Raw genomic sequence first — 23,501 nt, 5'->3', positions numbered from 1 at the left:
CGTGAATATCAGGGTAGACGCAGTCATGAAAATAGGCCTCCCCCGTAAGCAAAAAGGCGCTGTAGCGATTGAGTTTGCTTTGGTGTTTCTCATCTTTTTCGCCGTGTTCTATGGAATCGTCACGTACAGCTTGCCACTGCTGCTGATGCAATCGTTCACTCAGTCGACCGCCGAAGCGGTGCGCCGAAGCGTGGCGCTGGATCCGAGCAGCCCCGGATACGACATCGCGGTAAAAACCGTTGCCACGACAGAACTGAGCCGACAACTGGCCTGGATTCCTGCCGCACTGAATTTCAATGTCGCCACCGACGCCAGCGCCACCTACGTGGGTGGGGTGTTGAAGGTCAGCATCAACTACCCCACCAGCAAACTGCAGCAGGTCATCCCGTTTCTGAACCTGCCGGGAATTGGCCAAGTACCCAAGCTGCCGGCCAACCTCAGCGCCAGTTCGAGCCTGCAATTTTGAGTTCCGCAGACAAACTCTTCGGGCGCCTGCTCAACCGCCATCCGCCTCAGCCAGTGGACACGCCAGACACCCTGAGCGTGCAAAGTGTCGGCTTGCAGATGCATCTGGATGCCGAAGGTCGAGTGACTCACCTGACCGGCCCGCTGCGGCATGTGCTGGCCCAGCAGACGCCTGCGGCGCAAGCACCGCACTTGCTCGATTTCCTCATGCCTCACAGCAGCCTCACCGTTGAAGGTTCGCCGGTCGACTGGCAGGGACAGACTCTGGACCTGGACTTTTACAGCCTCAATGGACAACCCCTGCACTTGCGTGGCTGGGTCCAGCCATTGGCCGATGCCTGGCTGTTGCAGTTGCTGGACATCGGCGACTTGTTGCTCGATCGCCGGCAATCACGCAGCCGCGAGCAATGCCAATTACTCGCCGCGCAGATCGGCGAACAGTTGCGCCGCTGCAACCTGACGCGCCTGCCCGAGGTGTTGGTGGAACAGCTACAAGGCCTGGCCCAGCGTTTCCACATGCCCTGCATTGCGGTGGCGCTACTCGATGAACAGGAAGAAGGCTGGCAGATTCATCAGCATTACACGGCTTGCGATGCGCCCCAGCTGTGGCAAAACGCTCAGCGCCTGGGCTCGGGGCTCGACAGCCTGAACGGCTCGGCACCGCAACGCCTGACACCCGCTGAACATCCCCGTTTGCAAGGCATCTTCGGTAATGCCGAAGGGTTCGCGGTGCCCTATCACGATGCTCAGGGTGTGGTCGCCTGGTTGCTGTGTGGCTTTTATCCGGTGCAGCATCAGGCACCCGACCTGAATGATCGCGACTGGTTGCAACTGACCTGCGCGCTGGCAGGCCCGTTGCTTGAGCGCTTGCGCGAGCACCGGCACCATCTGCAACTGGAACGGCTGGAGTCGCTGCAAGCCTTGCTCGGCACCGGATGGTGGGAGGTGTTCAGCGACAGTCGCGAGGTGCAATTGGCGCCGTCGCTGGCCAGCAACCTGAACCTTACGATCGATCGTTTGCCGCTGCACGATTGGCTTGATCGGGTGCACCCCGCCGACCGTGAAGAGTTGAGCAGTCGTCTGCAAGACTTGCAAGACGACGGCACCCCGCTGCTGCTGTGCGTGCGTTTGGCTCAAACGCCGAACTGGTATCGCCTGCAAGGCCAGGTCCTGGGCATCGGTAAAAACCGGCGGTTGGTGGGCTTCATGCTGGACATCAGCGACATCAAAAACCAGGAGCAAAACGCCGCGGCGGCCCATGCCCGGCTGGACAATCTGATCGCCAGCTCACCGGCGGTGATCTATGTGCAGCGCTATGACGAAGGTGCGCTGCAACCGACGTTTTTCAGTGACAGCCTACTGCCGCTGCTCGGCTGGACACTGGCTGATTGCGCGGCGGGAGCCTTGGTTGAAAGGGTGCACCCAGAGGACCGCGACCGGTATTTCGAACGTACCCGACATTTGCTGCGTGAAGGTTCGGTGCGCGCCCGCTATCGGCTGCGCGACAGTCGCGGCGAATACCACTGGCTACTCGATGAAGCCAAGCTCTTGCGCGACGACCTTGGCTTGCCAGTAGAAGCCGTCGGCCTGTGGCTGGACGTCACCGAAGCAACCCTGGCCGCCGAACAGGTGAAACAGAGTGAAGAACGCTACCGGATCCTGGTGGAAGATTCTCCGGCGATGATCTGCCGCTACCGCCCGGACCTGACCCTGAGCTTCGGCAACCGCCCACTGGCGACTTATCTGGAGTGCCAACCCGAGCAACTGCCCGGGGTGAACCTGGGCAGCTGGATGTCACAGGAACAGCGCGAAGCGTTTCTCCAGCGGCTCAGCCGACTCAGCCCGGAATTCCCGGTCAGCACCGCGCAAATCAACCTGCAACTGCCGGGGCGGGAACATGCCTGGTGGGTGTGGTCGGATCGCGGGGTGTTCGATGAGCACGGCCAATTGCTGGAGATTCAGGCCGTGGGTCGCGACAACACCGAGGTCCGTCGCGCCCAGCAGCAGCTCACCCAAAGTGCAAAAATGGCTACCCTCGGCGAAATGGCCACAGGGCTGGCCCACGAAATCAATCAGCCGTTGAATGTGATGCGCATGGCCATCGTCAACGTGCTCAAGCGTCTGAGCAATGGCGATGTGCAAATCGATTACCTGACCGACAAGCTCAACCGCATCGATGCTCAGGTCCAGCGCGCCGCGCGGGTGGTGGATCACATGCGGGTGTTTGGCCGCCGCTCGGAAATCGAGCAGCATCCGTTCAATCCGGCACAAGCCATCGAAGGCACGCTGTCGCTGCTGGCCGAAGGGATGCGCGGCAAAGGGGTCGATCTGCGGGTCAGCGAGACCGGGTTTGACGTGCAAGTGCGCGGTCACGTCGATCAGCTCGAACAGGTGTTGATCAATTTGATGGTCAACGCTCGGGATGCATTGCTCGGCAAACGCGAGGCCGATCACGAGTTCAAACCGTGGATCTCGGTGTACGCCGAGCGTGATGCGTATTCGGTGCGGCTGTGGGTCGAGGACAACGGCGGCGGCATCGATCCGCGGTTGCTGGAGCGGATCTTCGAGCCATTCTTCACCACCAAACCCGTCGGTGTCGGCACCGGGCTCGGGTTGTCTGTGAGTTACGGCATCGTCGAGAACATGGGCGGAAAACTGAGCGTCAGAAACTCGGTCGAGGGCGCACGGTTTTGTATCGAACTGCCGATTGTTGCCGACGATCAGATCACCAGCGTCGCTCGTCCTGAGTGACAGCTGAGGTTGGCGCCGACTTCGACCTTGTTCAGATCGATTCCCAGACTGAGCAGCAGGGTGTTGATCAAGGTGTCGAGTAACGGGCTGAGCACGCTGTTGATCACGTTCACCAGCAATGTGGTGACAGTGTTTAAGACGGCCCCCAGACCAGGGACCAGACTGCCCGTCGGGCCGTACATGTTGACCTTAATATTGGTCAGCGTGTCGGTAAGGCTGCTGACGATATTGCTGGTGGAATAGGAATAGTAGAACGGTGGCTGATTGATCTCCGGCAGGCTGGTGGCCGGCGGTGCGGAATAGACGTGCGGCATGTTGGCGCTTTGTGCCACGGTGGTGTCGGCCATGATATCGATGCCGCCGCCGACGCCTGGAATCCGTGGGTCGCAACTGACAGGAAGGATCAGGAACCGGCGACAGGTTTTCACCCCGATATCGATCACCTTCAACGGTTGCACCACCACGGCGGGCGGCGAGGTGTTGTTGCCGAACGCCGTGTTCGGATCGATCTTGCCGATTTTCAGGGTCACCAGTGAAGTGCTGGTATTGGTGGTCAGGGATTTGTTGGTGGCACTGCTGCAGCTGTAGGCGGTGACGTAACTGTTGGCACTCGCGACGTCCAGGGCGACATCGAGCCTTACGGTATCGGAAAGCGGCACGATCGAGGGTATTTCACAAGCCGCGCCAAGCGCGCAGGTCAGGAGATCGACCAGGTCAAGATCAAACAAGTCATTCAAGATACTCATCAATGGTCCAGCAAGATCAGCCGCCGCCTCGAGCAAAGGTTGAATCGCACTCAGAATGGGTAAATCGACCGACAGCAATGTACGCACCTGAGCGGTTTTCACATAGATCCGGTTGGGCCCCAACGGCGCAAGCGCGGCGTGTTTCGGATTGCCGATGGCCGAGAGCTGTGGCGGCTCCAGAATCTGTATCCGAGCGGTGATTTGCGCGAGCCCCGCGAGGTTGATCGGCACGGTCGCCACCAGGCCGTTTTTCTTGTTGGCCAGTTGCACGAGCGCCTCGATCAAGTCGAACACTTTCAGGTTGGTCCCCAGCGCCGTCACGGTGCTGCCAGCCTCGACGTGCAGCACGTTGCCGAGTACGACGGTGGTTGCGCCTGCCGCGACCTTCAGCGCTTGAAGACTCGCAATGGTTGCGGTCGCGCCGAGTGTGCCGCCGGGGTCCAATACATTGACGGCGGTCTGAATCAGCTGGCTGACGGCAATCGTATTGCCCAATACCTGGTTATACCCGGCAGCGCTGAGGTTAAGGTCGACCTTCAATCGATCGAGGTAACCGAGCAAGCTGATGTTGGTGTTCACCAGTCCGTTCCAGCCCGCCGCGTTGATGTTCAGGTTACCCCCGAGCAAACCACCGAACAGCGCGTTGAGCGTGGCCGATTTGCTGGTGTCGACGCTCAACATCGTGCTGCGCAGGGTCAGCGAAGCCTGCGGTGGCGGTAATGCGGCGACAGCGCTGGCCGTCAGATTGATGGTCGCTGCGCGTGGAGCGCCACCGAACAGGGCGCCGACACCGCCGGCGACACTCTGCTGGACCGAATGGCTGGCGATCACCCGAATGGCTTCGCTCTTGCTCGGGTCGGCGCCAAATACTCGAAGGTTATTGGCATCCAGGGTCAAGGCGCCGCAAGCGACCAGCAGATTGTGATTGGGGTCAGGAAGGGTGAAGCCGTTACGGTTTGCACTGGCGGTGGCATAGACGGTAGCGGTGTTGCCAGCGGTGCAATCACCCCCTCGGGTGGAAGCTTCAAGTGCGGCCATGTCCGCTACGCGCTGCAGGTCACGTTTTTTCAGGTACAAACGACCGCTATCGACCACGACCAGCAAGAACACCAGGGCCATGCCCAATGTCAGCGCCGCCATCAAACCGATCGCCCCCCGTTGCCGGGACGGGCTGCGAAACTGCATACGGGGAGACATCGCACACTCCTTTGCCGGTGCACAGCTGAGGGCTACCTCCGTGGGTGAACAGCAGTGTAGACAAGGGTTTTCGAGATTGCTGGCAACTCGCCACCCCAGACAACAAAAAAACAAGGTGGGAGCGGGCTTGTCTCCGGGCGGCGTTCCGACGAATGCGGTGTATCAGTCAGCTTCAATGTTGACTGACACACCGCATTCGCGAGCAAGCCCGCTCCCATAGGGATTCGATTGTCTATTTGGGTGGGTAGTTGGCGAGAATTCGCCCCACCGTTTCGTGTATCGCCGTGCTGCGATCCGACGGGTTCGTTGTACGGCTGAGTATCTGCTCATCACTGCCGCGCCACACCAGTTTGCCGTCCTTGCCATCAAGCAGGTCGACCTGGATGGTCGCGACCTTGTAGGACACCAGGCGGGTTTCGTTGTACATCGGCCCGCCCCAGTAGCCATTCCACGGATTCCCCCAACCGCCGCCGTAATTAGTGGTCACCTGTTGTTGACGCTCCTCGACGATCAGGTACGTCTGCACATTCAAATCACCCTTGCCACCGGCGGCAGGACGCAAGCCTCGCTGATCCAGCTGATCGGACACCGCCTGGCGAATGCGTTGTTCAGTCAGGTCGCTCTTGATCCGGGGGTCATCGGGGCGATATTGCAGGGCGGGTTCTTTCCAGCTCCAGCTGCGATAAGCGGCGAAGTCGCGGCTGGCGTCGAAGTCATGATTGACCTGGGTGGCGCAGGCGCTGATTAATAGTGCGGCCACTGCCAGTAAAGCGAGACGGCGGAACATGATATTTCTCCGGTTGAAGACATGAACCTGCGCAATGCTTCTCAACAAAAGAAGCTAACTAGGAGGATACGCCGACATCGCCTTTTCTACAGCTTCCCGTATCGCATCGGCACGCTCGCTCTGGTTGCCGCGATTGCTGGTTTCAGCGCTGGCGCTCCAGACCGGTTGACCGCTTTGCGCGTCGAACAGGTCCACCCGCACCACGACGACCTGCTCTTGATAAGTGCGCACGATCGGCACCGTGTTGTACATGCCGTAACCGCTGCCGTAGCGGTTGTAACCGCCATACCCGCCGCCGTAATAACCATAGTCGTCCCGAACCTGACGCAAACGGGTCTCCAGGTGCAGTTCGGCGCTGACAAACAGGTCGGCCGGGCGGTTGTCGTGCAGCGGGCGCAAACCGCGTTGATCGAGGGCATTGCTGACGGCTTCGGCGACCTGCGCCGAATCCGCCCACGCGGTGCCCGGTGGCAGGCGCCCGTTGAGCCAGGCCCAACTGCGATAGCGCCCATAGTCGCGCGGCGCTGCCGGGTAGGCGCTGCGATCAAAGGTGTTGGCCGCTTGTGGCGGTGCCGGCGGCAGGGGTTTGGAACTCGCCACGTAAGGGTTAGTGCCCTGGCAGGCCGCCAACCCCAGACAGATCATCAATAACCCAGAACGGCTGTTCATTTCGCGCTCCGATCAGATCGGCCGACAGATCCAGTGCAAGTAACGCCCAAGCCCGGCAAAGCTTGGGTGGCGACGGTGGGCCAGTTCCATTTCCAGCAAGTCCACCAATTCGGCGCGGGCCTGGAATTCCACCGGCATGTAATCGTGGAAAACACGCACCCCGCTCTGGGTTTCGACCTGCCACAAGCCTTCAAGTTGCGCCGCCAGTTCGCGTGGATCCAGCGGCTGCTGCGGAGTCAGGCTCTGTTTCTCGCCGGCCATGTCGTTCTTGCGCATTTTGCGGAAGTGGCCCTTGAGCAGGTTGCGGTAGATCAGCGCGTCGCGGTTGTAAAAGGCCAGTGATAACCAGCCTTCCTTTGTCGTGAGCTGATGCAAAACCGGCAGAATCGCGTGCGGTTCGGCCAGCCATTCCAGCACCGCGTGACACAGCACCAGATCGTAGGGTTCGGTGAGCTGACCGAGCAGGTCCTGCCACGGCGCCTGAATGAATGTCGCTGTCTGCCCGGCGTCGGCGAAGCGCTGGCGAGCGCCTTCAAGCATCGGCTCGGCGGGTTCGGCCAGCGTTACTTCATGACCGCGCTGTGCCAGCCACAACGACATGTGGCCAAGGCCGGCGCCGATGTCCAGGACTCGCAGCGGCCGGTCCGGCAAGGTTTCGGCCAGATCGGCCTGAAGCACCGCCAGACGGATCGCGCCTTTGGCACCGCCGTAGATTTTTTCGGCGAAGCGGGTCGCCAGTTGATCGAAATGACGGTCGCTCATCAGCTGAATCTCCGTTCACTGTCCGCGAGTTTGTTGCGCACCACTTCATTCATGTCCAACCCCAACTCGCTGCACAGCAGCAGTAGATAGAGCACGATGTCGCCGACTTCCTGCCCGGCGTGGGCGAGTTGGTCCGCCGGCAACTGGCGCGACTGGTCTTCACTCAGCCACTGGAAAATCTCCACCAGCTCGGACATTTCCACGCTCGCGGCCATGGCCAGGTTTTTCGGGCTGTGAAATTGCCGCCAGTCATTGCGGTCACGGATGGCGTGCAGGCGTTCGGTCAGTTCAACAAGGTTCATCGGGCTCTCCTGAAGGCGTATAGCTTCGGGGGGATGAAGAGTGAAGGCAAGTGACGCTTTATGTGGGAGCGAGCAAGCTCACTCCCACAGGGGTTCATCACCCGATCAGATCTCTTTGCGCCATACTCAAACGGTTCCGGCATCGGGGAACTCGCCACCACGATCCATGGCCCAAGGCTCAGACCCGGCAACCACGCCACCACTTTCATCAAGGACGCCCACATGCAGGTAGAAAGTTTTTTCGAATGGCTTGGCCAGGCAATCGGTTCGGTCATTCGTTTCATCGTTGACGGCCTCAGTGGCTTGTTCAATCTGTTGAGTCATGCCGGCAGCAATTTCGTCGAGGGTTTGTCCCGTGCGCTGGGCATGGACACGTCGATCATCAGCATCATCGCGTTGATCCTCGGGCTGATGCTGCTGTGGTCGGCGATTCGAGCCTTTATGAATGCGTCGATCATCATGGGGATTATCTGGTTGCTGCTGGGGTTATGGTTGTTGAGCTGGATAATTCACTAGTGATCCGATCAGGGACGCGGAGCGTCCCGGGCTGCATTCCCACGCAGAGCGTGGGGACGATCATGTCGCTACAATGCCCGCTCCCCAAGGAGCCTGCATGTCCAACCTGATCGCCGACTGGCGCGACCGCCCCACCCATCGCCGGGTCTGGGCGCTCGCCGCGCCCATGATTCTCTCGAACATTTCCGTACCGCTGGTGGCGCTGGTCGACAGTACCGTCATCGGCCACTTGCCCCACGCCCATCAATTGGGCGCCGTCGCGGTCGGGGCCAGCCTGTATACCTTTCTGGCCTGGGGCATGGGTTTCTTGCGCATGGGCACTACCGGTTTCGCCGCTCAGGCTGCCGGGCGCGGGGATGGCGCGGCGTTGCGGCAGATTTTGCTGCAGGGTCTGTTATTGGCGATGGGCCTGGCGATTGTATTGGGAGCGCTGGGTGTCCCGTTGAGCGGCGTTGCGCTGCACTTCATGCAGCCCTCGGCAGAGCTCGATCACCTGACCCGCGAATTTTTCCACACGCGACTATTTGGTCTACCAGCCGCGCTGGCCAGTTATGCGCTGGTCGGCTGGTTTCTCGGTACACAGAACGCCCGCGCGCCACTGGCGATTCTGCTGAGCACCAACCTGGTCAACATCGCCCTTAACTTGTGGTTCGTCCTGGGGCTGGAATGGGGCGTGGTCGGTGCCGCCCGGGCCTCGGTGATCGCCGAATGGACCGGCGCGCTGATCGGCCTGCTGATGACCCGCAACGCCCTGCGCGCTTATCCCGGTCACATCGCCTGGGCTGCGTTGGCGCTGTGGCAGAGCTGGCGACCGCTATTGGCGGTCAACCGCGACATCTTCATCCGCAGCCTGGCGCTGCAATCGGTTTTTTTCCTGATCACTGTGCAGGGTGCGCGACTGGGTGATGCCACCGTCGCCGCCAACGCGCTGTTGCTCAACGGCTTGCTGCTGACCGCTCACGCGCTCGATGGATTAGCCCACGCCGTGGAAGCCCTGTGCGGGCATGCCATCGGCGCGCGCGACCGGGATGCCCTGCGCCGCTCGTTGGTGGTGGCCTGCGGCTGGTCGTTGCTGGCAAGCCTGGGCTTTGCCGTGCTGTTCCTGTTCGCCGGGCATTTGTTTATCGAGATGCAGACCGATATTCAGAGCGTGCGCGACACGGCGTTCCTCTACCTGCCCTACCTCGCCGCGCTGCCACTGATCGCGGTCTGGAGCTACCTGCTCGACGGGCTGTTCATCGGCGCCACCCGTGCCCGTGAAATGCGCAATGGCATGCTGCTGACGATGGTTCTACTGCTGCCATTTGCCTGGGCGATGCAAGGCTGGGGCAACCATGGGTTGTGGATAACTTTCCTGTTGTTCATGTTGCTACGCAGCCTGACCCTCGCCGCGTTTGCCTGGTATCTGCGCAAGAATGACGGTTGGTTTGCAGGATGACAGGATCAGGCCATGGCGCACGTCAGGATTGGCCGTTCTGCCACCAGTTGCGCAAGCTATCGAGACGCTCCTGCTGGGTGATGCCCGACAACGGTTGAACAGGCAAGGCGCCGGGGTGCTGCAAGCGCAGCCATAACCAGCCATCAAGAACGCGGCGTTCACTGAAACCCAGCGCCAGCCCTTCCTGCACATGGCCCCACAGGCTGTGGTAATCGGTGCCGGTGGATTTGCTCCAGTGCCAGGTGTGATGTTCCAGCACGCAGGTTTGCAGTTTTTCCTGCTGACGAGGGCTGAGGTTTTCTTCAACCGCTAACGGGCTGACGGCAAGCCCTGGATTGAGCAACTGCTGCCAGCCCTGGCTGCCAATCGCACGGTCGGCCCAGGTCCCGCCGAACCAGCGCAACTGGCTGATCGGCCCCATCCAGCGACTCAGTTCCCGGGCATCGCAGGCATCGAAAAAATAGCTGGCGGTGTGTGGGTTGTAGTAATTCAACAGGGCCCGATGATGCAGGCCGAAAGTGACCGTGAGCATGCGCCGAAAATGCGCCAGCAACTGCGACGACGACGCCTGACTGACCACCAGCAAACCACGCCAGACATGCGCTTCGCTGTGGCATGACTCGGCCAGCGCAGGGCATGCCCGAAGGTCGATCAGGGCCGGCCCGTGTTCGCGTAATGCTTGCAACTCCGTGCCTTCGAACAACCAGAACCATCGGGCCTGCGCAAACTTCTGTTGCAGCGCAGCACCCGCCTGCGGCGCACCCGGCACATCCAGCAATAGCCATTGCGAGGTCGAGTCGGGTGTCTGGACGGCGATCATGCCGCACCGCTCCGGCCAAAACGCATCATCGTGCGGCAGGTGCAGAGTGCTTGTGTGCAATGGCTGAAACTGCCACCACCGGGCAGCAGGCACAGCAACAGCAATGGCTCGCCCGATCGCAGCCATTGCGGCAAGCCTTCAATGGACGGGCAATCATCGATCGTGCGGACTGTTTCAACTTCTTCCAGAGGCTCTGGCATGTGCACAAAACCGGTAATCAGCGGCTGATCCGGATCGCCCTCAATGAAACTCACCACCACCTCAGTGCCCTCACTCAACGGCGAATCGCTTGCACCTCGCAGTTCTGCGGCCAACGGCAGCCAGCAGTGGCTGGGTGTTGCGCCCTCCCCTTGGTAGAGCCAGTCAAATTGCACGGCAACCGGTCGCGTCGGATCGGGCCGTGGCTCATCGACTTCGACTACCCAGGCCCGTTGCAGGCTGTGCATCCTTGGCTTCGCTGCAGAGTGAGGCGAGACGAAAGGCGCTTCCCAATGAATCGCACGGATCTGGTTGGTGTAGGGCGTTGTTGGGTCCTGGTGCCCCTGGTGCTCGACATGGGTCAGCAGCCAGAGATGATTCCACTCGGCAATCGGATGGCCGGACAGCGGCATCAACTGAGCACTGCGCAACGTCGGCACGTCTGTACAACCTTCGACACTCTGCACAGCGGTGTCCGCGCCCCGCTGAAGCGCGAATTGACGCACCGCCGCTTGCTCGCTCTTAACTTGGAACACCGCACTTTCACCGAGGCAAAAATGCCCTTGGCCATCGCCGAAAACCACGCAGTGCCCGCGCGCATCGTGCTCGAAGTGATAGTGAAGCCGTTCATGGGCGCACAAGCGCTGGAAAAACTGCAGATCCGATTCGCGGTATTGCGTACAAAAATCACGGGGAGGGTAATCGCCGCTCAGTTCGAAGCGCCGATCCTTGCCGGCAATGCCGTGTTCCTTGAGCACCTGACTGAGAATTTGCGGCACCGAGCGAGCGCTGAAGATTCGCTGGCTGTAGCGCTGGGAAAGGCAAGCCAGCTTCGGCCCCAGACGCACGTGGCAGAGCCTGATACCCGTGCCATGGTCACGCTGGACGAGTTCCTGCAATTGTCCGTGGACACCGTTCCCAGCAGGCCCGAAGTGCAGAAAAGCCGGTCGGTACAGCAAGCTTGCAAGGTCGAGTGTCGGGTCATCAATCAGCAGATCCACGTCGAACACGAAAGGTTCGCTGATGGCTTCTCTACCGGTAAATGCCAAGACCTCAAAGGCGTCGGACAGACCTGCTACATCCAGACGAAATGAAGGCTCGTTGACTGGATCGAACATCGGCGATTCTCTACAAGAGGGGCGGCCGGGGATTCTCGCCGAGAGACATGGCCGAGTAGAGTGCCGAAGTACAACTTAGGAAATGGCCTACGCGAAAAGAAGACCATATGGCTTTAATAGCCGGGAGCGTGGGGTGTTTCGCTTGAAAAAAGGGAATCGCCGCACCAGGTCATCGGAAATTTCCGCAGCGCGCGGAGCATTTTCAGACAACCTGATGAGAGCGACGACTTATCTCAAGAGGACAGGTAAGACGAGCGAGTCAGACCCAGACGCAGAGCATCGAGGAACTGAGTGCGCTCGGCGGCGGTGATGCGGGCACTGGCACACTTGTCGCGGTAGTGGGTCATCAGCTCTTCCGGCGACAAGTGCACGTAACGCAGCATGTCTTCAATGGTGTCGTGGGTTTCGATACCCGCGTGATACACGCTGCCGTCGGCATTCTGATAGATGTTCACCGAGTCGGTGTCACCAAACAGGTTGTGCATGTCGCCGAGAATTTCCTGGTAGGCGCCGACCAGGAAGATCCCCAGCAGGTAGTCTTCACCGTCGTTCAAACCGTGAACCGGCAGGCTGGTTTCGATGCTCTGCTCGTCGACGTATTGCTTGATCTTGCCGTCGGAGTCGCAGGTCAGGTCTTGCAGCACGGCACGGCGCAGCGGCTCTTCGTCGAGACGGTGCAGCGGCAGGATCGGCAGCACCTGGCCGATGGCCCAGGTGTCCGGCAGGCTCTGGAATACCGAGAAGTTGCAGATGTACTTGTCGGCCAGCTTGTCGTTGAGTTCGTCGAGCACCTGACGGTGCGAACGCTGACGGGCCTTCAACGAGTTGTGCAGGCGACGGCACACCGCGAAATAACACTGCTCGGCCAGGGCTTTCTCAGCCAAGGTCAGCTTGCCATCGGCGTACTGTGTCGCGATGTCGCTCATGTAGTGAGTGGCGCGCCAGTAGGTCTCGGTGACCATCTCGATGTCGGTCGGGCCCAGCAGGTCAACCAGCCACTGCACGGTTTCCGGCAGCTCTTCCTTGTTCTCGATCTTCGGCACGTCGTCGTTATGCTTCTCGACGTCGGTCACTTGCACCACCAGCATGGCGTGGTGGGCGGTCAGGGAACGGCCGCTCTCGGAGAAGATGTTCGGGTGCGGCAGGCTCTGCGCATCGCAGAATTCCTTGAGCATCCCGACCACGACACCGGCGTAATCGTCCATGTCGTAGTTGATCGAACTGGCGTTGCGCGAGTGCGTACCGTCGTAGTCCACGCCCAGACCGCCGCCGACGTCGATGTGGTCCACCGGCAGGCCGAGGTTGCGCAGTTCGCCGTAGTAACGAATCGCTTCTTTGAAGCCGTGCTGGTAGTCCGCCAGGTTGGCGATCTGCGAGCCCATGTGGAAGTGCAGCAGGCGAATGCCCTGATCCAGGCCAGCGGCGCGAAAACGCTCGACCACCGACAGCAATTGCGCTGCCGACAGGCCGAACTTGGATTTCTCGCCGCCGGTGTCCGCCCACTTGGACGAGGCCAGGGACGACAGGCGCACGCGCAGGCCAACCTGAGGCTTGACCTTCAGCGAGGCCGCTTCTTCGATCACCAACTCAACTTCGGACTCTTTCTCGATCACGATGAACACGTTGTGGCCGAGTTTCTGGCCCATCAGCGCCAGGCGGATGAACTCGCGGTCCTTGTAACCGTTGCAAACGATGGTGCCGCCCTTCGGCGCCAGGGCCAGTACGGCCAGCAGCTCAGGCTTGGAGCCGGCTTCCAGGCCGATGGACACGTCCTGGGTGGCGATGATGTTCTCGATCACCGCTTCTTGCTGGTTCACCTTGATCGGGTACAGCGCGGTGTACTTGCTCTGGTATTCCAGACGCTCGATGTTGGCATCGAACGCACCGGTCAGCTGACGCACGCGGTCTTGCAAAATATCCGGGAAACGCACCAGCAATGGCAAGGACAGGCCGCTTTGACGCAGCTGGTCGACTTGCTCGAACAGGTCGATAGGCGAACTGGTCGGACCGTTCGGACGAACTTCGACGCGACCGGCGTCGTTGATCGCGAAATACCCGGCCCCCCAATGGCGAATCCCGTAAACACTGCGGCTGTCCGCAACTGTCCATTGGCTGCCATCGTCTTTGCGTGTGCGTCGTACGGACATTGAAGTCCCCTATAAAGAAGTCATAGAGCGTCGCCTGGGTTCAGGCCGGCGCAGTCTAAAGAATGTAAATGACGGTTCGTCAACGAGGGGATAGACCTCGCTGACCGCGGTGAGTTTAGAAACCGGTCAGAACAGGCTCTGTGAAAACCATGTTGACGACGCCAGACCTGAAGCGAATCGGGACTGGATCAAGCCGAGGGTGGTTTTCACAGAGACTGCTAGCCGCCGGACTTCTTCGCTTTGAAACCGTGTTTGATCAGCTCGGCCAAGAGTAGCTCGACATGATCGCCCTGGATTTCGATGATTCCGTCCTTCAACGCCCCGCCGGTTCCGCAACGTTTCTTCAACGTCGTCGCCAGGTCCTTGAGTGCGTCTTCGGCCAACGGCACGCCGATGATGGTGGTCACCGTCTTGCCGCCACGGCCCTTGCTTTCGCGACGCACGCGAGCGATGCCGTCGCCGGCCGGGATAACGGTCTGTTTGCAGATGCAGGCATCCACCGGTTTACTGCAATCCGGGCAATGACGACCTGCGTCGGTGGAAAATACCAGGCCACCAAGGGCGGCGAAGGATGCGGCTTTTTTGGCCACCGGCAATCCTCTTGGGAGGACAAAGACTGGTCGCGGCAACCTGGGGGGGAGCCATCGACCGCGAAGCCCCACTCAGGCAGGGGCAGCGCTACTGGACCGATGCCCTACAAATAGAGAGCGTCGGTCCAGCTTGAAAAGGTCGCGCAGTGTAACGGCAAAAAGCCGACTTGCTAAGAGCCAATCGGCGCCAATTTATGCCTCTTTTGCGACGTCTTCCCCACGCGCGCGAAGATAGCGCTTCAGCGCCGCCAGAGAGTCCGGGCAATAAGGCTTTTGCTGAATTTCCAGCAGCACCTGATCAACGGGGATAAAGCGCGCTTCAAGGACTTCTTCGGGTTGCAGGATCAACGGACCATCCCACACCGCCGAAAACGCCGAACACCAGAGCCGATTGCCAGTGTCTTCAAAGAAGAAATGATCATGGGCGGTCAGTTCCACGCCGCTCACGCCCAATTCTTCTTCCAGCTCACGGGCAGCCGACTCGGCGTAAGTTTCGCTGGCGAGCACCATGCCTCCTGCCGCCACGTCCCAGAAACCTGGATAAATGGCTTTGCTCAGGGTGCGCCGATGCACGCAAAGCTCGCCGGCCGAATTGAACAGCATGATGTAAGTGCCGCGCCCGATCAGTCCGCGTTCACGCAGGTCGCAGCGGACCAGGGCGCCGAGCAGGTTGTCCTGCTCGTCGACCCAGGCGATCTGTTCGGCATCCGAGGCCGCGCGGTGGGCGACCTCTCTGGCGTTATCAACCATGACTCAGCCCTGATTGAGCAATTGACGCAGATCGATCACTGCGGCGTTGGCCCGAGAGATGTAGTTGGCCATGACCAGCGAGTGGTTGGCCAGCACCCCGAAGCCGCTGCCGTTGAGGATCATCGGGCTCCACACCGGTTCTTGCGACGCCTCCAGTTCACGAATGATCTGACGCACGCTGACCGTAGCGTTCTTCTTGGCCAGCACATCGGCGAAGTCGACTTCGATGGCGCGCAGCAGATGGGACAAGGCCCAGGCCTGGCCGCGAGCCTCGTAGAACACGTTGTCGATCTGCATCCATGGGGTTTCGACGATTTCTTCGTCAACCTGCGGCACCTGACCCGGGGCCACGACTTCGGTTTTCAATGCAGTGTTGAGCTTGACCCGGCCAACACTGGCCGACAGTCGTTGCGACAACGAACCCAGACGAGTCCCGACGTCACCCAGCCAGTTGTTGAGGTTGTCGGCGCGGGCATAGAACAGCGCGCTCTTCTGGTTAGGATCGGACAGGCGTGTCTGATAGCGACTCAGGGAATTGATGCCTTCCTGATATTCGGACTCGCTGGACGGCAGCACCCAGCTTTTATTGTCGAAGTTGAAACGCGGCTCGGCCTTCGCCAGGTCGGCGTCTTCAGTGGACTGCGACTGGGAACGGGCGAAGTCTTTACGTAAGGCGCGGCTCAAATCGCGAACCTGAACCAGCACGCCATATTCCCAGCTCGGCGTGTTGTCCATCCACAGGCCCGGCGGGAACCGGTCGTTGGAAATATAACCACCCGGTTTGGCCAGCAAAGTACCGGCGACGGTCTTGAGGGTTTCCACCGTGGTGTAGCCGATGACCATTTGCTTGCCTTCTTTCTCGGCCGCCACCTGAGCGTTTTGCTGAACCGCAAACAAAGCAGGCTCCTGGCTCCAATACCAGCCCAGTGCAATCGCAACCAGCAGGTAAAGACCAATCAGAGTGGCCAGCGCCCGGCTGAACAACAGGCCGCCAAAGTAACTGCGGGTGGCCGATTTCGGTTCGGCGGCACGTTCAGGCGCGCTGCCCGCGCGGTTCTTCCAGTCCAGCATGGCGATATCCTTTCAATCACTTGAGTTCATCGGTTCGACCACAACCATACAACAACGTGCCTTAGGCAGGCACCCGCCGTTGGGCTTATGCCGAAAATTACCGCCCGAACATGCGGGCCGTGCTGTTGTGATTGAGGCGCTGCTTATCGCAGGGTTGCTCTTTGAAACACTGGGTCATTATTTGCGCAGGGCGACTAAGGGAATCCCTGACCCTATCAGCCGTAAATCCCGCTGGAATCGTGTCGTCGAAAAATCAGAAACCCCTGACAGTCGGCGCCCGTCGTAGGTAAGGAAATTTCGTAAACATCGACAGGAAAAGCCCTGTAACACCCGATCTACAGGCATCTTCAGATTACAGACGACCCAATTCAGACCGACCGGTCAGAAACTGAATGAAGTCGCTTTGTAGATTATTGACATGCGACACTCATCCAAATGGAAAGAGGTGCTAGCATAGAGCCACCAGTCGACCTCAGCATGCACCCTACCTAGTAGTCAGGATATGACCGAGCCAGAAGACCCCAGCCGTGAGCGCCTCAAGCACCACTTTGCCCAGCGGGTAATTCATCAGGCACGTCAAATTCTTGAGATATGGCAACGCCTTCAATGCAGCGAGTGGTCCACCAGCGACTTATCGGAATTGAGCGAGGCCAACCTGCGTTTGCTGCGTTTCGCCGAGCGTTTCGAACAACCGGAACATACCCAACTGGCGCGCCACATCGGCCAGTCGCTGGAGGCGGTCGACGCCAATCGCGGACGCCTGAGCAGCGGACTGATCACTGACCTCAATCGTTTGATGCAGCGCTTGTCGCGCACTGGCCTGCGTCATGGCGATCAGCTCGAACAAACCTTCCTGCCGCCGTTGCGCAAGCCAATTTACGTGATGCTGCAAGATTACGACCGTGCCGAGCGCCTGGCCAAGCAGCTGGAATTCTTCGGGCTCAGCGCGCAAGCCCTCGACAGCGTTGCGGCGTTTCGCTCTTCGATGGTCGAGCGCCTGCCCGCGGCGATCGTCATGGACGTGGACTTCAGTGGCGCCGGCATCGGCCTGAAACTGGCCGCCGAAGCCCAGGAAGGCCTTGATCACCAATTGCCACTGTTATTTTTCAGCCTGCACGAAACCGACACACCGACTCGTCTCGCCGCGGTGCGTGCTGGCGGCCAGGAATTCCTCACTGGCACCCTCGAAGCGTCGAGCCTGCTGGAGAAGATCGAAGTCCTGACCTGCGTCGCCCAGTACGAACCCTATAAAGTGCTGATCATCGACGACTCCCGAGCCCAGGCCTTGCACACCGAGCGCCTGCTTAACAGTGCGGGGATCGTCACGCGGACCTTGATCGAGCCGATCCAGGCGATGGCCGAGCTGGCGGATTTCCAACCGGACCTGATCATCCTCGACATGTACATGCCGGCTTGCACCGGTACTGAGCTGGCCAAAGTGATCCGCCATAACGATCGTTATGTGAGCGTGCCGATCATTTACCTGTCGGCCGAAGACGATCTGGACAAGCAGCTCGACGCCATGAGCGAGGGCGGCGACGACTTCCTGACCAAACCGATCAAGCCGCGACATTTGATCACCACCGTGCGCAACCGCGCGGCACGGGCACGCAATCTCAAAGCGCGGATGGTCCGCGACAGCCTCACCGGGCTGTACAACCACACGCACATACTGCAATTGCTCGAAGACTGCAGCTTCCGCGCTCGCCGGGAAAACAAGCCGCTGAGTTTCGCGATGCTCGACATTGACCACTTCAAACGGGTCAACGACAGCCACGGCCACCCCATGGGCGACCGAGTGATCAAGAGCCTGGCGCTGTTTCTCAAGCAACGGTTGCGCAAGACCGACTTTATCGGTCGGTATGGCGGCGAAGAGTTCGCCATCGTCATGCCGGACACCAATCTCGAATCCGCCCATAAAGTGCTTGATGAGATCCGTCAGCGCTTTGCCGAAATTCATTATCCGGCTCAGCCGCAGGATCTTTGGTGCACCTTCAGCGCCGGCGTGGTCGAGCTGTGTGAACACTCTGACAGCCTGATGATGGCCAGCCAGGCGGACGAGGCGCTGTACCGCGCCAAGCATGCCGGACGCAATCGCGTGCAGGCCGCGCAGACATCAAAGCAAAGTGCCACCTTTTCATCTGAATGGACCCATTCAGTCATAACCCTGTAACAGAAACGCAATAACTTCAGGCGCTTACCATTCTGCCGTTGGTAGGCCCCCGATGCGTCTGAAGCTGCTGACCAATCTCAACACCCTCCTTTTAGTCGCCGTGTGCGTGGCCCTTGGCGCCACACTTTGGTGGTCACAAAAGGCCCTGGAGCGCCCTTATCTGTTGATGGAGCGTTACCTGGGTCTGTCCCAGCAATTTCAAAATGAAGTCGCACGCAACATCGAGGACTACCTCGTCAGCGGCGATGCCCTGCGCCTGAGTAGCGCCCGCCAGGCCATCGACAGCCTGCAAAAGGAACTCGGCGAGCTGCCACCGGCGTTAGCGCAAACCTTGCAGCCGAGCCTGACAAACCTGGAAGAGTTCAGCAGATCCGACCTGTTGGCGGCCGGAAAACTCGCTGGCGACCCGCAGGCATTGCTGCTTCAAGCCGAACGGGAACTCGGTGCGAGTCTCGATCAGCTCAGCCAATACGCCAGTGGCAACGCGGCGTATCTGGCGCCATTGCTCGCGGCCTCTCAACACCTGGGCAAACTCTCTCTGGCCCGGGACAAATTGGTCAGCAGCGGTCGCAGTGAACTGGCTGCCGATGTCGAGCGTGAAGTCACCAACATCCGCACTCAAGCTGAACAACTGAACGCCTTGCCGCTGCTGGGCGTGACCACCAGCAATGAATCGAGCACGGATGATTTCGCGGCAATGATGGGGCTGGAGAACACCGAAAAAGCCGTCGCCGAAGATGCTGGCGTCGGCCTCAAGCGTGAACTCAACAGCCTCCTCACTCGCTACCCGGCGGAACTGGTGCGCACTCGGGAGCAGATTCAAAAACGCGCCGACCTCAGCGCCGCCACTCACCTGAAAATCACCGCCGTGCAGCAAGCCATTGCCACGCTGGAACCGGAGGTTCGCGCGCAGCACGGGCAGATCCAGAGTGAAGTGCGGCTGATTCAAGGGGTGATGATCGGCCTGATCCTGCTGATCGCATTGCTCATCGACACCCTGCAACGACGCCTGGCCCGTACGCTGACCAACCTGGCGCCGGCGCTCTCGACCTGGGCCGAAGGCGACTTCAGCCATGACATTGAATTGGGTGCGACTAATCGCGAGTTGCATGACATTCAAGCCTCGCTCAATCGCTTGCGTGCCTATCTGGTGGACCTGGTGGGGACCATTCGCCTCAACGCCGAGCAGGTCGCCGGCAGCAGCCGGACGCTGGCTGAATTGAGCAATGACTTGCACAGCGGCGCCGAACATCAGGCCGGCGACACGGCACTGATCCGCGATTCCCTCGGCGAACTCGAAGCGACCATCCAGCAAGTCGCTGGGGATGCCAGTCAGGCCGCCGATGCCAGCCGCCATGCCGGGCTGGCGGTGGAGCATGGGCAGAAAGTCATCGGCCTGAGCCTCACCGGTCTGCATGCGCTGGTGGGTGAAGTGCAAGGCAATGCGCAAATGATCGAACACCTGGCTGAAGAGTCAGCGACCATCGGCGGCGTGCTGACGGTGATCCGCTCGATTGCTGACCAGACCAACCTCCTGGCCCTGAACGCCGCCATCGAAGCGGCTCGTGCCGGGGAAATGGGTCGAGGGTTTGCGGTGGTGGCTGAAGAGGTTCGCTCTCTGGCGCAACGTACCGCCGGCGCTACAGCCGAGATCCAGACCCTGATCGCCGGCCTGCAAACCGCCGCGCGGCAATCGGTGGAAGGTATGCGCGCTCAGGTCGAACACGCCGAAGCGACCGCCAATCAGGCCCAGGCTGCCGACGGTGCGCTGGATAAAATCGTCGGGGCGATCCAGACGATTTCCGACACCGCCGTGCGCATCGCCGATGTCACTGCACAGCAGAGCGGCGCGGTCAGTGAGATCCGCGATCACAGCGAGCGGATTCACCAATTGGGTGGGGATAACTTGCTGCGTATTGGCCAGGGGCGTGAGCAAGGGGAGCATTTGTTGGTACTGGGTGGACGGTTGCATACCGCCGTCCAGGCCTTCCGCGTCTGACAGATCGCCATCGCGGGCAAGCCCGCTCCCACAAGGACCGCGCATAACCCTGTGGGAGCGGGCTTACCCGCGATGACGTCAGCCCGTCCACCACCTATTCCTGTTCTGCACACCCGCCCATCGTCCGCTATCATGCCCTCACTTTCGATACGCGAGATTGTCATGCGCCGTTTGCTTTGCCTGCTGCTGTTAGTGCTCGCCCTGCCGGCCACCGCCGGCGCGTTGCTGGACAGTCGACCCAGTTCGACGCTGGGCTCGATCAACAACAGCGCCGACTTCCTGCCGGTCCGCGAAGCCTTTCAGTTGAGCCTGGTAGAAAGCACACCGCAATCGATCAAGCTGCGCTTCGTCGCGACCGAGGGTTACTACCTCTATCGTCATCGCTTTCAGTTTCGGACCGATCCGGCCGACGTCAGCCTGGGCGCCGCACAACTGCCCAAGGGCGAACAGAAACACGATGAATACTTCGGCGATGTCGAGGTTTACCACGGGGTTCTGGACGTAGAACTGCCACGCACCGATCAACGCGCATTCACCCTCGCCGTGACTTATCAGGGTTGCGCCGACAAAGGCCTGTGCTATCCGCCCGAGACCGAGCGCCTGAACATCGATGGCAGCGGCGACGCATCCACTGCCATAACCTGGAGCTGGCGCGAACTGGCACTGTTTTTCCTCGCCGGCATCGGCCTGACTTTCACGCCTTGCGTGCTGCCCATGCTGCCGATCCTGTCCGGCGTGGTGTTGCGTGGCCAGGTCGGGGGTATGCGCGGTTTTAATCTGTCCCTGGCCTATGTGCTGCCAATGGCCATCTGTTTCGCTCTGCTCGGAGCGTTGATGGGGATGTTTGGCGCACAGCTCAATCTTCAGGCGCGGTTGCAATCGGCCTGGGTGCTGGTGCCGTTCGCAATGTTTTTTGCGCTGTTTGCCTTGGCAATGTTCGGGGTATTCGAGCTCAAGTTGCCACATGCCCTCAGCAGTCGGCTGGATCGGATCGCCGGCCGCACCGAAGGCGGGTCGTTGTGGGGTGCCGCCGTGTTGGGCGTGGTTTCCAGCCTCTTGGTTTCGCCGTGCGTATCGGCGCCGCTGGCCGGCGCGCTGCTGTACATCAGCGCCAGTGGCGATGCATTGGGCGGCGGTCTGAAACTGTTCATGCTCGGCCTCGGCATGGGCGCACCGTTAGTGCTGGTGGGCACCGGTGGCGCGGCCTGGCTGCCGAAAAGCGGGCCGTGGCTGGTCTATGTGAAAAACGCGATCGGGGTTTTGTTGCTGGGCTTGGCAATCGGCTTGCTCAGTCGAGTTCTGCCGGGCCAGGTCACCTTACTGTTGATCGGCTTGCTGGCTGGCGGTGTCGGGCTGTTCATGGGCGCGCTGGAGTTCGTCTACAAACCGCCGAGAAAACGCCTGGGTCAACTGCTGGGTATGTTCCTGCTGTTTTACGCACTGGCCTGTTGGTATGGAGCGTTCAGCGGCCAGACCGATCCGCTCAACCCGATTGGCCAGCCGCGCATCGTCGCGGGCAACGAGCAGCCGCGCGACGTCAGCAACTGGCAAACCATCAGCACGGCGACGGAACTGGACCGTGCACTCGCCGACGCCAAATCTTTCGGCACCCCGCTGCTGCTCGACTGGTACGCCGACTGGTGCATCAGCTGCAAAGTCATCGAACACAAAGTGCTCAACGATGCAAAGGTCGTCGAACGCCTGAAGGGCTATCGGCTGATCCGTTTCGACATGACGGCCAGTAACACCGAGCAACGCGCCCTGCTCGACCGCTACAAATTGTTCGGCCCTCCGGCGCTGATGTTATTCGGCAAGGACGGCATCGAACACGCCGATGTGCGGGTTATCGGCGAGATCAACGCCGCGGACTTCGCCGAACGTGTCGGCAAAGCGAATGACCGATTTTAATACCCCAGTCATATATTTCGCGCAAACATCGGCCATCGTGCTGGCTATTGCATAGAACTGGACAGTCACAAAGGCTTTGCGGCATAGTCGCCGGGTTCTGACAATTGCACACAGATAACAAGGAACAGCAGATGGCGACCCTATTGGTTCTGCACGGACCCAACCTGAACATGCTCGGCACCCGTGAACCGGGCACCTATGGCGCTACGACACTGGCGCAGATCAACCAGGACCTGGAACGCCGTGCCCGTGAAGCCGGCCACCATTTGCTGCACCTGCAAAGCAACGCCGAGTACGAATTGATCGACCGCATCCACGCTGCCCGCAGCGAAGGTGTGGACTTCATTCTGATCAACCCAGCAGCTTTTACGCACACAAGTGTCGCATTACGTGACGCGCTGCTGGCGGTGAGCATCCCATTCATCGAAGTGCATTTGTCTAACGTGCACAAACGCGAACCTTTCCGCCATCACTCTTACTTTTCCGACGTAGCGGTGGGAGTGATCTGCGGCCTTGGCGCCAGCGGTTATCGACTGGCCCTGGAGGCCGCCCTGGAACAGCTTGAAAGACCGGCAACGGCTTGAACAACAAGCGTAACGCCCCTGACCGACCCTTGGGAGTTGATGATTCATGGATATCCGTAAAGTTAAGAAACTGATCGAATTGCTGGAAGAGTCCGGCATCGACGAGCTCGAGATCAAGGAAGGCGAAGAGTCCGTACGCATCAGTCGTCATAGCAAGACCCCGGCTCAGCAGTACTACGCACCGGCTCCAATGCACGCTCCGGCCCCGGCACCTGTTGCTGCTGCCCCGGTTGCTGCTGCCGCTCCTGCTGCTCCGGCCGCGCCTGTTCTGAACGGCACCGTTGCCCGTTCGCCTATGGTCGGCACCTTCTATCGCAAATCTTCGCCAAGCTCGCCGTCCTTCGTTGAAGTCGGCCAGACCGTGAAGAAAGGCGACACCCTGTGCATCGTTGAAGCGATGAAGATGATGAACCACATCGAAGCTGAAACCAGCGGTGTGATCGAATCCATCCTCGTCGAAGACGGCCAGCCGGTTGAGTACGACCAACCGCTGTTCACCATCGTTTGAAC

20 protein-coding genes are annotated in these 23,501 nt (G+C 60.2%); 9 read left to right on the top strand and 11 right to left on the bottom strand.

The window, feature by feature from the left end:
* Positions 1 to 25: 25 nt before the first annotated feature.
* On the top strand, positions 26 to 466 hold the full coding sequence (locus FQ185_RS22515) for a TadE/TadG family type IV pilus assembly protein (protein WP_149419352.1): 441 nt from the start codon (positions 26 to 28) through the stop codon (positions 464 to 466).
* Positions 463 to 3,216: a PAS domain-containing sensor histidine kinase gene (locus FQ185_RS22510; protein WP_149419351.1), complete on the top strand. Its 2,754-nt coding sequence runs from the start codon at positions 463 to 465 to the stop codon at positions 3,214 to 3,216. Before FQ185_RS22515 ends, FQ185_RS22510 begins: the two co-directional genes overlap by 4 nt.
* Here FQ185_RS22510 and FQ185_RS22505 read toward each other — a convergent pair.
* The 5 genes from FQ185_RS22505 to FQ185_RS22485 all read right to left on the bottom strand — a co-directional run bounded on the left by FQ185_RS22505 (position 3,186) and on the right by FQ185_RS22485 (position 7,679).
* Positions 3,186 to 5,159 carry a pilus assembly protein TadG-related protein gene (locus FQ185_RS22505; protein ID WP_149419350.1) on the bottom strand — a complete coding sequence of 658 codons (1,974 nt, stop codon included), beginning with the start codon at positions 5,157 to 5,159 and terminating at the stop codon, positions 3,186 to 3,188. The two genes, FQ185_RS22510 and FQ185_RS22505, sit on opposite strands and share 31 nt — an antisense overlap.
* Positions 5,160 to 5,391: 232 nt before the next feature.
* A complete protein-coding gene (locus tag FQ185_RS22500) occupies positions 5,392 to 5,946 on the bottom strand; it encodes a DUF4136 domain-containing protein (protein WP_149419349.1) in 555 nt (184 codons plus the stop codon).
* Positions 5,947 to 6,000: 54 nt separating this feature from the next.
* Positions 6,001 to 6,615: a DUF4136 domain-containing protein gene (locus tag FQ185_RS22495; RefSeq protein ID WP_149419348.1), complete on the bottom strand. Its 615-nt coding sequence runs from the start codon at positions 6,613 to 6,615 to the stop codon at positions 6,001 to 6,003.
* 12 nt (positions 6,616 to 6,627) lie between these two features.
* The gene (locus tag FQ185_RS22490) at positions 6,628 to 7,377 is read right to left on the bottom strand and encodes a methyltransferase (protein ID WP_149419347.1); all 750 of its coding nucleotides are present in this window, start codon (positions 7,375 to 7,377) and stop codon (positions 6,628 to 6,630) included.
* A complete protein-coding gene (locus tag FQ185_RS22485) occupies positions 7,377 to 7,679 on the bottom strand; it encodes a MazG-like family protein (RefSeq protein ID WP_149419346.1) in 303 nt (100 codons plus the stop codon). The genes FQ185_RS22490 and FQ185_RS22485 overlap by 1 nt, the downstream gene beginning before the upstream one ends.
* A gap of 222 nt (positions 7,680 to 7,901) precedes the next feature.
* On the opposite strand from FQ185_RS22485, the gene FQ185_RS22480 reads away from it, so the two are divergent.
* Together FQ185_RS22480 and FQ185_RS22475 are read left to right on the top strand one after the other, a co-directional pair.
* The gene (locus FQ185_RS22480; RefSeq protein WP_149419345.1) at positions 7,902 to 8,195 is read left to right on the top strand and encodes a hypothetical protein; all 294 of its coding nucleotides are present in this window, start codon (positions 7,902 to 7,904) and stop codon (positions 8,193 to 8,195) included.
* A gap of 97 nt (positions 8,196 to 8,292) precedes the next feature.
* On the top strand, positions 8,293 to 9,633 hold the full coding sequence (locus FQ185_RS22475; RefSeq protein WP_149419344.1) for an MATE family efflux transporter: 1,341 nt from the start codon (positions 8,293 to 8,295) through the stop codon (positions 9,631 to 9,633).
* A 22-nt stretch (positions 9,634 to 9,655) separates the two neighbouring features.
* Here the strand turns inward: FQ185_RS22475 and FQ185_RS22470 are convergent, their stop codons facing one another.
* The 6 genes from FQ185_RS22470 to FQ185_RS22445 form a co-directional block, all read right to left on the bottom strand.
* Entirely contained in the window at positions 9,656 to 10,453 is a 798-nt protein-coding gene (locus tag FQ185_RS22470) for a DUF4123 domain-containing protein (RefSeq protein WP_149419343.1), read from the bottom strand.
* On the bottom strand, positions 10,450 to 11,769 hold the full coding sequence (locus FQ185_RS22465; RefSeq protein WP_149419342.1) for a contractile injection system protein, VgrG/Pvc8 family: 1,320 nt from the start codon (positions 11,767 to 11,769) through the stop codon (positions 10,450 to 10,452). Before FQ185_RS22465 ends, FQ185_RS22470 begins: the two co-directional genes overlap by 4 nt.
* 233 nt (positions 11,770 to 12,002) lie before the next feature.
* Positions 12,003 to 13,916: an arginine decarboxylase gene (gene speA / locus FQ185_RS22460; protein ID WP_149419341.1), complete on the bottom strand. Its 1,914-nt coding sequence runs from the start codon at positions 13,914 to 13,916 to the stop codon at positions 12,003 to 12,005.
* A 218-nt stretch (positions 13,917 to 14,134) separates the two neighbouring features.
* A complete protein-coding gene (locus tag FQ185_RS22455; protein WP_149419340.1) occupies positions 14,135 to 14,506 on the bottom strand; it encodes a translation initiation factor Sui1 in 372 nt (123 codons plus the stop codon).
* Between the two features lie 192 nt (positions 14,507 to 14,698).
* Positions 14,699 to 15,256, bottom strand: coding sequence for an NUDIX hydrolase (locus FQ185_RS22450; RefSeq protein WP_149419339.1), 558 nt, complete (start codon positions 15,254 to 15,256; stop codon positions 14,699 to 14,701).
* A 3-nt stretch (positions 15,257 to 15,259) separates the two neighbouring features.
* Positions 15,260 to 16,327 carry a DUF2333 family protein gene (locus FQ185_RS22445; RefSeq protein ID WP_149419338.1) on the bottom strand — a complete coding sequence of 356 codons (1,068 nt, stop codon included), beginning with the start codon at positions 16,325 to 16,327 and terminating at the stop codon, positions 15,260 to 15,262.
* A gap of 502 nt (positions 16,328 to 16,829) precedes the next feature.
* Between FQ185_RS22445 and gcbA the strand changes: the two genes are divergently transcribed.
* The 5 genes from gcbA to accB all read left to right on the top strand — a co-directional run bounded on the left by gcbA (position 16,830) and on the right by accB (position 23,499).
* Entirely contained in the window at positions 16,830 to 18,500 is a 1,671-nt protein-coding gene (gene gcbA / locus FQ185_RS22440; protein WP_149419337.1) for a diguanylate cyclase GcbA, read from the top strand.
* 52 nt (positions 18,501 to 18,552) lie between these two features.
* Positions 18,553 to 20,499 carry a methyl-accepting chemotaxis protein gene (locus FQ185_RS22435; RefSeq protein ID WP_149419336.1) on the top strand — a complete coding sequence of 649 codons (1,947 nt, stop codon included), beginning with the start codon at positions 18,553 to 18,555 and terminating at the stop codon, positions 20,497 to 20,499.
* A 162-nt stretch (positions 20,500 to 20,661) separates the two neighbouring features.
* Positions 20,662 to 22,407, top strand: a complete 1,746-nt coding sequence (locus FQ185_RS22430; RefSeq protein ID WP_149419335.1) for a protein-disulfide reductase DsbD — start codon at positions 20,662 to 20,664, stop codon at positions 22,405 to 22,407.
* A 131-nt stretch (positions 22,408 to 22,538) separates the two neighbouring features.
* Positions 22,539 to 22,991, top strand: a complete 453-nt coding sequence (gene aroQ, locus FQ185_RS22425) for a type II 3-dehydroquinate dehydratase (RefSeq protein WP_033059577.1) — start codon at positions 22,539 to 22,541, stop codon at positions 22,989 to 22,991.
* 46 nt (positions 22,992 to 23,037) lie between these two features.
* Positions 23,038 to 23,499, top strand: a complete 462-nt coding sequence (gene accB / locus FQ185_RS22420; RefSeq protein ID WP_054044024.1) for an acetyl-CoA carboxylase biotin carboxyl carrier protein — start codon at positions 23,038 to 23,040, stop codon at positions 23,497 to 23,499.
* Positions 23,500 to 23,501 lie beyond the last annotated feature (2 nt).

Origin of the sequence: Pseudomonas sp. ANT_H12B, assembly GCF_008369325.1 — a bacterium.
Taxonomy (GTDB): Bacteria; Pseudomonadota; Gammaproteobacteria; order Pseudomonadales; family Pseudomonadaceae; genus Aquipseudomonas.
The sequence above is the reverse complement of the archived record's forward strand: the minus strand, read 5'-3'. Positions and strand labels throughout refer to the sequence as shown.

Bases quoted from the DNA above. Each gene is read 5' to 3' on its own strand.
- FQ185_RS22515 (WP_149419352.1), top strand. From the start codon at position 26: ATGAAAATAGGCCTCCCCCGTAAGCAAAAAGGCGCTGTAGCGATTGAG.
- FQ185_RS22505 (WP_149419350.1), bottom strand. From the start codon at position 5,159: ATGTCTCCCCGTATGCAGTTTCGCAGCCCGTCCCGGCAACGGGGGGCG.
- FQ185_RS22500 (WP_149419349.1), bottom strand. From the start codon at position 5,946: ATGTTCCGCCGTCTCGCTTTACTGGCAGTGGCCGCACTATTAATCAGC.
- FQ185_RS22495 (WP_149419348.1), bottom strand. From the start codon at position 6,615: ATGAACAGCCGTTCTGGGTTATTGATGATCTGTCTGGGGTTGGCGGCC.
- FQ185_RS22490 (WP_149419347.1), bottom strand. From the start codon at position 7,377: ATGAGCGACCGTCATTTCGATCAACTGGCGACCCGCTTCGCCGAAAAA.
- FQ185_RS22485 (WP_149419346.1), bottom strand. From the start codon at position 7,679: ATGAACCTTGTTGAACTGACCGAACGCCTGCACGCCATCCGTGACCGC.
- FQ185_RS22480 (WP_149419345.1), top strand. From the start codon at position 7,902: ATGCAGGTAGAAAGTTTTTTCGAATGGCTTGGCCAGGCAATCGGTTCG.
- FQ185_RS22475 (WP_149419344.1), top strand. From the start codon at position 8,293: ATGTCCAACCTGATCGCCGACTGGCGCGACCGCCCCACCCATCGCCGG.
- FQ185_RS22470 (WP_149419343.1), bottom strand. From the start codon at position 10,453: ATGATCGCCGTCCAGACACCCGACTCGACCTCGCAATGGCTATTGCTG.
- FQ185_RS22465 (WP_149419342.1), bottom strand. From the start codon at position 11,769: ATGTTCGATCCAGTCAACGAGCCTTCATTTCGTCTGGATGTAGCAGGT.
- speA (WP_149419341.1), bottom strand. From the start codon at position 13,916: ATGTCCGTACGACGCACACGCAAAGACGATGGCAGCCAATGGACAGTT.
- FQ185_RS22450 (WP_149419339.1), bottom strand. From the start codon at position 15,256: ATGGTTGATAACGCCAGAGAGGTCGCCCACCGCGCGGCCTCGGATGCC.
- FQ185_RS22445 (WP_149419338.1), bottom strand. From the start codon at position 16,327: ATGCTGGACTGGAAGAACCGCGCGGGCAGCGCGCCTGAACGTGCCGCC.
- gcbA (WP_149419337.1), top strand. From the start codon at position 16,830: ATGACCGAGCCAGAAGACCCCAGCCGTGAGCGCCTCAAGCACCACTTT.
- FQ185_RS22435 (WP_149419336.1), top strand. From the start codon at position 18,553: ATGCGTCTGAAGCTGCTGACCAATCTCAACACCCTCCTTTTAGTCGCC.
- FQ185_RS22430 (WP_149419335.1), top strand. From the start codon at position 20,662: ATGCGCCGTTTGCTTTGCCTGCTGCTGTTAGTGCTCGCCCTGCCGGCC.
- aroQ (WP_033059577.1), top strand. From the start codon at position 22,539: ATGGCGACCCTATTGGTTCTGCACGGACCCAACCTGAACATGCTCGGC.
- accB (WP_054044024.1), top strand. From the start codon at position 23,038: ATGGATATCCGTAAAGTTAAGAAACTGATCGAATTGCTGGAAGAGTCC.